Annotated in this window: 11 protein-coding genes; 1 reads left to right on the forward strand and 10 read right to left on the reverse strand. The window is 47.4% G+C overall.

Features of this window, described 5'->3' with window-relative positions; genetic code table 11:
- Positions 1–64 precede the first annotated feature (64 nt).
- The 4 genes from hpf to HMPREF1548_RS24595 form a co-directional block, all read right to left on the reverse strand.
- Positions 65–592, reverse strand: a complete 528-nt coding sequence (gene hpf / locus HMPREF1548_RS24570; protein ID WP_025490300.1) for a ribosome hibernation-promoting factor, HPF/YfiA family — start codon at positions 590–592, stop codon at positions 65–67.
- A gap of 706 nt (positions 593–1,298) precedes the next feature.
- A complete protein-coding gene (locus HMPREF1548_RS29695; protein WP_021639442.1) occupies positions 1,299–1,661 on the reverse strand; it encodes a hypothetical protein in 363 nt (120 codons plus the stop codon).
- Between the two features lie 32 nt (positions 1,662–1,693).
- Entirely contained in the window at positions 1,694–3,064 is a 1,371-nt protein-coding gene (locus tag HMPREF1548_RS24590; RefSeq protein ID WP_021639443.1) for a C40 family peptidase, read from the reverse strand.
- Positions 3,065–3,423: 359 nt separating this feature from the next.
- A complete protein-coding gene (locus tag HMPREF1548_RS24595) occupies positions 3,424–4,332 on the reverse strand; it encodes an NAD(P)/FAD-dependent oxidoreductase (RefSeq protein WP_021639445.1) in 909 nt (302 codons plus the stop codon).
- Positions 4,333–4,470: 138 nt separating this feature from the next.
- Between HMPREF1548_RS24595 and ymfI the strand changes: the two genes are divergently transcribed.
- Positions 4,471–5,190 carry an elongation factor P 5-aminopentanone reductase gene (gene ymfI, locus HMPREF1548_RS24600; protein WP_021639447.1) on the forward strand — a complete coding sequence of 240 codons (720 nt, stop codon included), beginning with the start codon at positions 4,471–4,473 and terminating at the stop codon, positions 5,188–5,190.
- A 15-nt stretch (positions 5,191–5,205) separates the two neighbouring features.
- Here the strand turns inward: ymfI and HMPREF1548_RS24605 are convergent, their stop codons facing one another.
- From HMPREF1548_RS24605 to HMPREF1548_RS24630, 6 genes are all read right to left on the reverse strand, one after another.
- Positions 5,206–6,627: an MFS transporter gene (locus HMPREF1548_RS24605; protein ID WP_044915665.1), complete on the reverse strand. Its 1,422-nt coding sequence runs from the start codon at positions 6,625–6,627 to the stop codon at positions 5,206–5,208.
- On the reverse strand, positions 6,624–7,670 hold the full coding sequence (locus HMPREF1548_RS24610) for a mannonate dehydratase (RefSeq protein WP_021639449.1): 1,047 nt from the start codon (positions 7,668–7,670) through the stop codon (positions 6,624–6,626). The genes HMPREF1548_RS24605 and HMPREF1548_RS24610 overlap by 4 nt, the downstream gene beginning before the upstream one ends.
- Before the next feature lie 256 nt (positions 7,671–7,926).
- Positions 7,927–8,568, reverse strand: coding sequence for a GntR family transcriptional regulator (locus HMPREF1548_RS24615; RefSeq protein ID WP_198168684.1), 642 nt, complete (start codon positions 8,566–8,568; stop codon positions 7,927–7,929).
- Between the two features lie 88 nt (positions 8,569–8,656).
- Positions 8,657–10,114: a 4-hydroxyphenylacetate 3-hydroxylase family protein gene (locus HMPREF1548_RS24620; protein WP_021639452.1), complete on the reverse strand. Its 1,458-nt coding sequence runs from the start codon at positions 10,112–10,114 to the stop codon at positions 8,657–8,659.
- 18 nt (positions 10,115–10,132) lie between these two features.
- Complete coding sequence (locus HMPREF1548_RS24625; RefSeq protein WP_021639453.1) at positions 10,133–11,302, reverse strand: UxaA family hydrolase; 1,170 nt, start codon at positions 11,300–11,302, stop codon at positions 10,133–10,135.
- Positions 11,303–11,305: 3 nt separating this feature from the next.
- On the reverse strand, positions 11,306–11,608 hold the full coding sequence (locus HMPREF1548_RS24630) for a UxaA family hydrolase (protein ID WP_198168685.1): 303 nt from the start codon (positions 11,606–11,608) through the stop codon (positions 11,306–11,308).
- Positions 11,609–11,616 lie beyond the last annotated feature (8 nt).

Here is an 11,616-nt window from a genome sequence, read left to right on the forward strand (position 1 = left end):
CGCCCCCGGTGATCCATCGATCACCGGGGGCGCGGCCCCCTTTTCTATCTCACTTGCTTAACTCTTAATATTCCGGTTCAATCAATCCGTAGGTATTGCCTTTTCTCTTATACACTACGTTCACCTGCTCTGTTTCCGCATTGAAGAAAACAAAGAAATTATGTCCCAGAAGTTCCATCTGGATACATGCGTCTTCGGGATACATCGGCTTAATGTCGAATTTCTTGGTTCTGACAATCTGGATCTCCTCTTCTTCCGGATAATCCTTATCAATAAAAGCCTGCTGGAAGTTGCCGCCTGACTGATGCTTGTCCGTAATTTTATTCTTATATTTCTTAAGCTGTCTCTCAATTACCTCTTCAACCAGGTCGATGGATACATACATATCATTGCTTGTCTGCTCCGACCTGATAATACTGCCTTTTACCGGGATTGTCACCTCAATCTTCTGTCTGTCTTTCTCAACGCTCAGCGTTACATGTACTTCTGTGTCCTGGGTGAAGTACTTTTCCAGCTTGCCAATCTTCGATTCCACTGCGCTGCGAAGCCCCTGTGTTATTTCGATGTTCTTTCCGCTGATAATGAATTTCATGCCGATCATCCCTTCTGTTTCATATTAGGAACAAAGACCATATTGCCTGTCCACATCCTGCGGCATATCTTTTTGTCCTTATTTGGATTATAACATATCCCCACACCGGCATGCAATGTTTTCAGAATTTTAACTGAAAATTTATAATTGTTTCTGTCAATGTGAAATGACATAACTTTGTAATTATTTTGTAAAATTCGTGGAACTTGCCAAAACACCCGTTCCATTTTACGTTCTTACGAACAGCACTGAAATATTTTCTCAACCTGTGGATAATGTGTATAAGTTCGTGTATAACTCCATAATCCCCAAAAATACCGCTTTTTCTGTGTGGATAACTTTGTGGTTAAAAAACTCTTATTTCTACATACTTCGACAAATTTTGTGCAGAATCTACAATTCGGATAAATTCAGTGCCTTTTCAAATAATTTCGAAAGTGTCAGACAATAATATATTTTTATCTGATTTTTTTTAAAAATCTGTCTCCTGCCATCCCTCTGCAAACGGCGTGCCAGACTGCTTTTCATGTCCTGTGATGTATTATTTTTTTACTTTCCCAGGACTTGCCCTTAAAGTAAATCAGACCTGTGACAGCCGGCAGAATCGGTGAAACCGCCTGCCCTATTGTCCAGCAGGGCATTCCTGCAAACGTATTTATTTTAAGCCCTACACCGGATGCTGCAGCGACGGATACACCAAAGTAATTCAACATTGCAGCCAAATGTTCCAAACGGTTACTGTCTGCCCCTGCTGTTCCTCCGCATCTTTATATTGGGCAATTAAAACCGTTCCGCCCATTGTAACGCCGATGCAGACAGAGTTAATGACAAAACTCAACATGGAAGCATTACTGATTGCCACAAGCCCCGTTTCACGTGCTATATTCCTCACAACAAGCATATCCATATCCACAATACTGTAAAAGGACTGGAGCAGGCTGGCCAACAGGAGGGGAAGCGCAGACCTGATAAGCTTCTTTGGTACACTTCCGCAGCATTTTTTTCCTGACAGGCAAACACCATCACACACTCTTTCTGTATAATAAAAAGGATATGCTCCTAAGAACATATCCTCTGTTGCTTTTCATTATTATTTATTTCTCAGGGAAGAACTCTTCTTACTGCCACAGGAGTTCTGTAATCCGCCTCAGAAATCTTGATTCCGGTGCTTGCCGTGCTGGCATGTACGATCTGTCCATCGCCGATGTAGATTCCCACATGGCCGGTATAGCATACGATATCTCCGGGCTGTGCATTTTCCAGTCCGCCTACATCCGTGCCTACATTTCTGTCTGCAGATGAGGAATGAGGAAGGGAAACACCGAAGTTCTTATATACGCTCATTACAAAACCGGAGCAGTCCGCACCGTTTGTAAGGCTTGTCCCGCCATATACATAAGGGTTGCCGACAAACTGCACTGCGAAATCCGCAACTGATTCACCGTGTGATGAAACGGCTGCTGCCGCGGAGGTTGTCTCTGCTGCCGGAGCTGCTTCTGCGGAAGCTTCAGAAGAAGTTTCTGTTGCTGCAGACTCCGTTGCTGTTTCCGAAGGTGCCTGGGAAGCGGTTTCCGTTGTTGTCTCTGTGCTTGTCCCTGTTGTAGTTTCTGTTGTTGTCTCACTGCTTGTTTCGGTCGTGGTCTCAGTGGTTGTTTCCGTTGAAGTCTCTGTAGTTGTTTCAGAAGAAGATTCCGTTGTTGTCTCAGATGAGGTTTCTGTTGTTGCCTCAGAGGAAGCTTCCGTCTTTGTCTCAGAAGAAGCTTCTGATGAAGATTCGGTCTGAGCAGAGGATTCGGTTTCCTTCTTTGACTCTTCTTCGGAAGAGGTTTCGGTCTGGGATTCAGATTCCCTGCTTTCTTCCTTTTCCGGTTCGGATTCTTTTTCCTGGCTATTATTAACTGCCTGTGAGGATTGCTCCTGTTCAGGTGTCTGGGTTGTCTCTGATTTGGCAGTCTGTGTTTCCTTCAGGTCTACAGGTTCAACAATTGTCTTCGACTGTGCAAGAGCTTCTCCCTGCACGGTAGCCTGTCCGCTCAGAACCGCATCCTCGCCGATTGTCAGAACCACGTCTGACACAGATGCTTCGGCTTCAGGAGCTTCCACCGCATCCAGTACGCTTGCCACGCCAATACCATTGGTAATCGCCGCCTCTGTCTGCTGTTCCTGGATATGGGAATCAACCTGTGCGTCAATGGATGATTCTCCTGCTCCTGTCATTCCGGTTTCGATATCCACAGATGTTACCTCTGAGGATTCCTGTGCGGTCTGGACAGTCTGTGCAGCCTTTTCGCTCTGGTCTGCTTCTTCCTGTACACTTGTGAGGGAACTGCCTTCATCCAGCGTCAGGCCGATGCCTGCTGCCGGAAGTTCATAAGATACACCGGTTGCACTTGCCTGCATAGCAGCTGTACCAAATATTACTGCGGAAGCAGTGATTGCACATGTTACAGCTTTCACGCGTGTATATTTCATGAGTTCCTCCAAAAAATCATTTGAACTGTTACATTTGTTACGAAATTATTACATCTGTTGTTAACTATACCACCGCCGCCATTTTTTGTCAACCTTTACACAAAAAGCGATTCTAAAGAGAAAAAGCCTGCGAAACCGCATAAAATCAAGGAAAGGAAGGCACTCGGCCTTCCCTTCCAAATTGTGAACATTTTTTGAATTTTACAGATTTTATATTACATACTGGCAATAATTAACAATAAAAGTTGTTACGTAATATTTAAAATTTACATTGGATGAACATCCGCTGCTTCTTGAATAGAAGAGCCATTCAAGAAGATACGCCGTACTGAACAATTACAATATTACTGCAGGAAATATTACTGCAGGAAATATTCCTGTACGCCCTCCACCGCATTGGCCCCATCCGCCACGGCGGTTACAATCTGGCGCAGCTTCTTGGTACGGATATCGCCTGCGGCAAATACGCCGGGCATACTGGTTGCGCAGTCCTCACCCGCGATAAGGTAGCCTTTTTCATCTGATGCAATGTTGGAGATAAAGCTTTCGGAATTGGGTTTAATGCCAACTGCGATAAAAACGCCCTGAAGAGGAAGTTCCCGCCGCTCTCCGCTCGGTTTATGCAGCATGGTAAGAGAGCTTACCTGGCCGTCGCCGTTGATACTTTCCACTACACTGTCCCAGCAAACCTCCACATTGGGCAGCGCCAGCATGGTATTCTGCAGCGACTGTGCCGCCCTGAGACTGTCCCTGCGGTGAATCAGATATACCTTTTCACAGGCTCTGGCCAGGAAAATGGCATCCTCAACCGCCACGTCTCCGCCGCCTATCACCGCTACCGTCTTACCCCGGAAAAAAGCGCCGTCACAGGTGGCGCAGTAGGAAACGCCCATTCCGCTCAGTTCCTCTTCCCCGGGCACGCCCAGATGGCTGTGGGAAGCGCCGGAGGCTATAATAACCGCCCTGGCCTCAAAATCCCCTTCCGCTGTTTTCACCAGCTTGCAATCCTCGGAATCCTCCACGCCAAGCACATCCGCTTCCATGAATTCCGCCTGCATTTTTTCCGCATGCTCCCTGAACTTCATCCCCATGTCAAAACCGTTGATTCCGGGCAGCCCCAGATAATTGTCCACCTCATAGGTGTTGAGCACCTGACCTCCGCTCATGGGATTTTTCTCTATTACCAACGTGGAAAATCCGGCTCTTCTTCCGTATACCGCAGCACTCAGCCCCGCAGGGCCGGAACCGATAATTATCAAATCATGCATAATCACTACCCCTTTACCATTCTTTATTGTAAGCTTATCCAGCCGTTGTTTCCATTATACCGGTTTCGGCCGCAGCTTTCAACCTTCCTCAGGATATGTTACAATAGGAAGACACCAAGTTCATAAAAGGAGAACCCTATGAGAAAGAAAGCATTAATTACCGGAGCCTCCCGCGGGATCGGGGAAGCTATAGCCAAAGAGCTGGCCAGGCAGGGCTTTGATCTTACGCTGACCTGCCTGAATTCACTGGATCAGTTAAAGGAGCTTGCCGGATGCCTGGAAAAAAAATACGGCGTTTCCTGTCACATTTTCCAGGGCGATATGGGCGATCCGGAGGCTGTGGATCGGTTGTTTGACGGACTGAACCGCCTGGATGTACTGATTAATAATGCGGGCATCTCTCACATCGGACTTCTTTCCGATATGTCCGTTTCCCAGTGGAGACGTGTTATGTCAACCAATCTTGACAGCTGTTTTTATACCTGCCGAAGGGCAATTCCGCTGATGGTGCACGCCAAGCAGGGACGAATCATCAATATTTCATCGGTATGGGGACAGGCGGGCGCTTCCATGGAAGCCGCCTATTCCGCTTCAAAGGGTGGGGTCAACAGTCTTACAAAGGCGCTGGCAAAAGAACTTGCTCCCAGCAATATCCAGGTCAATGCCATTGCCTGCGGGGTAATCGATACCGATATGAACCGCTGCTTTGCCCCTGAAGAAATGGCCTCTCTCATCGAAGAAATTCCGGCAGACAGAATCGGAAGGCCGGAGGAGGTGGCCGCCCTGGCGGGCCAGCTTATAACGGCGCCCGCTTATATGACCGGGCAAATCATCACCATTGACGGGGGATGGATCTGAAAGACAGCGCCCCTTTCAGGAGCGCTGTTCCATTTCTCTTTTCTTTTTTAATATGGCGGCATTTTCCTCCACCTTTTTTCTGCTCAATGGATAGGCAAAGGCAAGAATGGCGGCCACGCCCAGGAAACAGACTGCGGGGATCAGGTTGACTGTGGCATAAATGCCTTCCACCACCCTGGCGTTCTGCACCGTAGCCAGCTCATCGTAGCCGATGGCCTGCAGCGCAGCGCCGCCCAGCCCTCCGGCCAGCGCCTGTCCTATTTTACGGGCAAAGGAATAGACGGAATACACCGTACCGTCATCCCTGCTTCCGGTCCTTACCTCATGATCATCAATCACATCCGTAATATTCGCCCAAATCACCATATTGAACAGGTTCACCCCCAGAAATCCGATGACAGAGAGAATCATATACAGCCATGCGCTGGTAATGTGCATGAAATACAGAATCAGGTAGGCCACGCCGGAAAAACAGGTGGCCGCCGCAGACACTTCTTTTTTCCCGAAGCGTTTGGAAAGGGGGACGGTAACGCCTGCAATGGCCAGCGACACCACGGTGGAAACCAGGCTGAACGCGGAAAGCACTTTGGTATTCCGGAAATAATCCAGATACAGATACTGGTTCATGGACTGGATTAAAAGCTGGCTCAGCAGAAGGCCGATGGCTGCCCCGATAATCGCCAGAAGGGCCCTGCTGGAAAAAACAGTACGGAAGGTTCTTGCCAGCGTTGCATTCTCCCGGTTTCCCATCCTGTCCATACGCACCCGCTCCGTAGTGCAGCGATAGCAGATAAAATAGCAGACAATGGCAAGCAGGGAAAACAGGCCTGCCACTGCTGTAAAACGCGGACCGCTTACGATCTGATTTCCCGCAGCGTCCGTCGTATAGATAAGAAGAGGCGCACCCACCCCGATGACCAGGCCTGCCAGCGTCGCGCCGATACCGCGGAATGTGGACAGCGAGGTTCGCTGATCCGGATCTGAGGTGACAGCGGACGCCATGGAGCCGTAGGGAATGTTTATCGACGTATAAAAAATGCTTCCCCACAAAAGATAGGTTACGTACATATAAATCATTTTTACCGGCATGGAGGCGCCTGCAAGGCCGGACTGGTACATAAGGAAGCTTGCCAGCGCCACCGGCGCGCTCATCCTGCGCAGCCAGGGCTTAAATTTCCCATCCCGGCCGGTACGGCTCATATCCACAATGCGGCCCATGGTGATATCCGTCACCGCATCCACGCATCTTGCCACCAGAAAAAGGGTACCCACGGCAAGGCCGCTGATTCCCAATACCTTTGTATAAAATACCATGAGAAAAGAGCTGGCAAATATAAACGTAAAATCGTTTCCAAAGTCTCCGAACATGTAGCCTATTTTATCCCGCATGCCGAAGGGCCTTATATTCCCGGCATTTTGTTCTGTTTTATCATTCATCGTTTTTTCCATTCCTTTTCTAACGTTTCCCAGATTCCCATGAGATATACGGCGCCCAGCGCTCTGTCATAAAGGCCATAGCCGGGTTTCCCGGTTTCACCCCAGATCATTCTTCCGTGATCCGGCCTCATATAGCCCTCAAATCCGGTTTCATAATAGGCCTTCATGATTTCCACCATATCCAGGGAGCCGCAGAAGGATGGATGGGCGCTTTCCTCAAAGGAACCGTCCTCCAGTATTTTGACATTCCTCATATGGGCAAAATGTATTCTTCCCATCTTTCCGTATTTGCAAACCAGATGCGGGATATCGTTGCAGGCGGCGCAGCCCAGGCTGCCGCTGCAAAGGCTGATGCCATGGTGGGGATCATCATAAAGCGAAAGGAAACGGTCAATGGCAGCCTCGTCCGTGATAATTCTGGGAATTCCGAAAATAGGCCACGGCGGATCATCCGGATGAAGGCCCATATTCACATTGCATTCTATGGCGACCGGAATGATTTCCTGGATAAAATACTTCAAATTTTCCCAAAGGCCTTCAATGCCCTGAAGCTGATATTCCCGGATCAGCTCTTCGATCTCTTCCGGAAAATAGGAAGCATCCCAGCCGGGCAGGGACATCTTTGCCGGATCCATCCTGTCCACATCCTCTTTATAGTAAACAAGGGCATTGGAGCCGTCCGGCAGCGGCTGATCCAGGCGGGATCTCGTCCAGTCAAAAACCGGCATGAAATTATAGCAGATGCATCGGATTCCCTCTGCTGCCAGCCTGCGGATATTTTCCTTATAATTCTCTATATATTCCTGGTATTTTCCCCGGCGCAATTTGATGTCCTCATGCACCGGAACGCTTTCAATCACTTCCAGCGCAAGGCCGGAACGGCTGACTTTTTCTTTCAGTTCCCTGATGGCCTCAACGGGCCAGACTTTACCTACGGGAATGTTATATATGGCTGATACGATGCCGGTGACGCCTGGGATCTGTCTGATTTGCCCCAGGGTTACCGGATCGTTATCCCCATACCATCGGAAGGTCATTTTCATGGATCGGCTCCTTTCATTAGGGAGGGTTAAATTAAGATGGGCATGATTATGGCAGGGAAAGATTACAGGGCCGGGGCACCGCGCCGGGAGCCGGCGGAATGGACGGCTGTGGGTGCGGTGCCTCGGATTGTATCATTTGCTATTGATTTTAGTTTTGCCAGGGATTTTTGATTTTATGAATGAAAAAAGCAATAAAAAAAGCTAAAACAACCGTTAACCGATGTTTTAGCCTTTCGTTTTTTGAATTATGCGGTATTCAAATCAATTGGGTGTCTTTCATTAGCTTAATGTGTTCTCTGTTCAGCTCCTGTAAAAGTCCCTTGTCTTTTAATTCCATTGCTTTTACAATATTTTTGTGCAAAAGCCAGGATAAATCTACGACTTCTTCTTTTCTGCTGGAATTCTTGAGATTTTTTCTGACAATTAATAAACAGGTTTCTATTTCATTAATATATTTTGTCAGTCGTTGAGAACCCGTCATTTCCGCTGTCATAAGGTGGAATTGGATATCATATTTTTCATGATTAGCCAGCTGCTCATCTTTCGGAAGCGCCATAAACGCATCTATGTACTGATTTAAGCGGGCGATATCTTCTTTAGTGGCTTTGTCGGCACATTTGGCATAGCAGTAATCTTCCAAAACTAACCGCAATTCCAGTAAATCGATCAATTCTTCCCTGGATATCTGTACACAATAAAGTCCTTTACGCTTTACGTTATGTATAAATCCATTCTGACATAATTGATTCACAGCCTCCCGCACCGGTGTCCTGCTGGTTTCCAACTGTTCTGCAATGATATCCTCCCGGATACGGTCTCCCGGTTTGATTTTTCCATTCAGAATCTGATCCAGAATATAGTTGTATGCATTTTCAACAAGCAATGTATTGTTTGGCACGGTAATCCCTCTCTTCTCTATTTCACTGGTATCATTATTATACCGCGTAGACATCGGAAAATCTATGAAAAAAAATCCAATATTTTCCTTATTTCAACGGTATTCCAACTATTGCTTTTGCCAGTTCTTTCTTTTCTTCCAGTCTCCCCTGTCTGCCTATCATAATCCGCTGTGCCTGAGGACTGCCTGCCCCGTGCATGGATTCTGTTCTGTAGCCAACCGCCGCACTTCCAAGGGTCATATTTTCAATTAAACGTAATATTTTCATTCGCTCCATAGTATTGGATTCTGCGCTGCCCCTGAAATATTTTTTGCATATATCTCCTGTCTGCGGAGAATTGAAATCTTCTTCGGAGGGCATGGTAACCATCAGACCTCCAGCAATATCTTCTGCCAGACGGGCAATTTCATAAGGAAATCTTGTCACGTTCTGTTTACAAACATTAGCCAGCAGATTATCTATCTGATAATTTCCTGCGGGGGTAGGCTTTCCTTCTGCCGAACAGGCGATTCCGCAGCTGTATAGAGTTTCATTCAAATGGATCATCTCTATCAGCTTATCCTTTATATGGGATGCATTCCGGACACCGTTATATTCTGCTGCAACAGCGGCGGCTCCTATCAGCACATCCCCCACACCCGTTTTGCAGCCGCCATAGCTCTGTCTGTGGTATCCGGCAAACCGCTCTACCAACACACCGGCAAATTCATATTCCTCGCACAGAAAAACACGTTTCCACGGAACGAACACATGGTCAAATACCACCAAAGCCTCCTGGCCGCCGAACCTGCAGTTTCCGCAATCAATACAGCCGGGTTTTTCCAGCTTTCTTGTATCACAGGACTGTCTTCCATATATCATTATGATCCCATCCGCATCCGAGGGAATTGCGAAGGATACTGCATATGCTTTATCAGCTTCCTTCATGGCGATAGTCGGCATAATCAAATGCTCATGGGAATTTACCGCACCTGTTTGATGGGCTTTTGCGCCAGTAACATATATTCCTTCCCGTGTCTTTTCCACCACATGCAGATACAAGTCCGGATCTGCCTGTTTTGCAGGTGGAAGGCTTCTGTCACCCTTAGGATCCGTCATAGCTCCATCTACGGTAAGGTCATTTTCCTGGACGTATTTCATGTATTGGATAAAATTTTCGTGATAGCTGGTATGATATTTCTGATCCACTTCATATGTAGTGGAGAAAACCGCGTTAAAAGCATCCATACCCACGCACCGTTGAAAGCAGGAACCAGTTTTCTGCCCCAGCAATCTCTGCATTTTCACTTTTTTAATCAGATCCTGTTCATTCTGGTGCAGATGACAAAAACGATTAATCTTCTTACCTGTCAGATTAGAATCTGCCAGCATAATATCCTGGTAAGCAGGATCCTGAGCCAGTTCATATGTCATGGCCACTGAATTTATGGATGGCCTTATCATAGGGTGATCTACAAAATTGTCCACCTGCTTTCCCATAAGAAATACTTTTGTCTTTAATCTGCGCAGACTTTCTATATATTCCTGTGCTGTCATTAAACCCATATCTTTATCCTTTTCCCTTCAGGCAAAGTTACAATATCGGGCCATAGAAACATCCTGGAACCCTAACTGTTCCGCTTTTGTTTCAAGGCCGTTACATACCTGCGATACTAATTGGAAAAGCGCTTCTCCCGAATCGTTGATGGAGCAGATGCTTTCCAGTATGCCGCTGCAGTCAAAATCAATATTATCCGCCATTTTCAATGCAGTTTCCCGGTTTGCCGTCAGTTTAATTACAGGTATTATGCCTGAACCCGTAGGAGTTCCATGTCCGGTGGAAAAAATGACAGCCTGTGCACCTGCTGCGGCCATACCTATGATGGAGGCAATGTCCTGCCCCGGGGTATCCATAACTACAAGGCCTTTTTCATGAATCGGTTCCGCATAACCTACTACTTCGTTGATAATACTGCTTCCCGCTTTATGAATGCAGCCCAGAGATTTTTCCTCAAGTGTGGTAATTCCCCCGGCGATATTGCCTGGCGTCGGGTTCCCGCTGCGGGGATTTTCACCCACACGTTTGAAGTCTTCCTCATAATCTGCAATCATTTGAAGCACCTGACGGCTGACTTCACGGTTTTTACATCTTTGTGAAAGTATTGGTTCCGTTCCTATAAGCTCCGGTGTTTCCGACAAAATAACCGTACCGCCACACTGAACCACTCTGTCACAGCAAGCCCCAACGACGGGATTTGCTGCCAGGCCGGAGGTAGGATCCGAACCGCCGCATTCAGTTCCCAATATCAGCTCAGATAAGTCCGCTTCCACCAGGGGAACCCTTTCCGCGTCCCGGCACATCTTCTCCGCAAGTCTGGCAATTTCAGCAACGGCTCGTATGCTTCCGCCTACCTCACGAATCACTACGATTTCCAGCGGCTTACACGTTTTTTTCCGTATCTCCTCTGCAAGCAGGGATGCCTGTACGACTTCACAGCCATTTCCTACCAAAACCGTACCGTAAATATTAGGGTTTGCGGCAATTCCCGAGAGAGTTTCCAGTGTCACATTCAAATCCCGGCGGCTGAGGGAACAGCCTCCCTGATTGGACAAAGCCACCGTTCCCTTTACATGCTCGGATGCAAATCTTGCGGTTTCGCTTGCACACAGGGAACAAGGCAATATCAGGACACGATTTCTGATTCCGAATCTGCCGTCCGGCCTTTTGTATCCTTTTATCCTGTTATCACTCATTTTTCATTCCTCATTTCCCACACGTGGCTCTGTCATACATACGCTTTTCAGGTTCTTTGTATGGACCAGGCTTCCTGCGGAAATATCCGCAGTAGCCCGTCCTATTACCTGTCCGTATTTATATATTAGCTCTCCATTGCCAATATCCCGGCAGGCTGCCTTGTGATATCGTGGAATCTCTTCCACGGCTGTCAGGCACTGTTTCCCGCCGTTCTTTTCATAAATTATTACATCACCCGGTAAAGCCGGATCGGATAAGGTAACTACCGTGTCCTTTTCGTGAATTAATATTCCTTTTCTGTTCATATCCGCTC

Origin of the sequence: Clostridium sp. KLE 1755, assembly GCF_000466465.2 — a bacterium.
Taxonomy (GTDB): domain Bacteria; phylum Bacillota; class Clostridia; order Lachnospirales; family Lachnospiraceae; genus Eisenbergiella; species Eisenbergiella porci.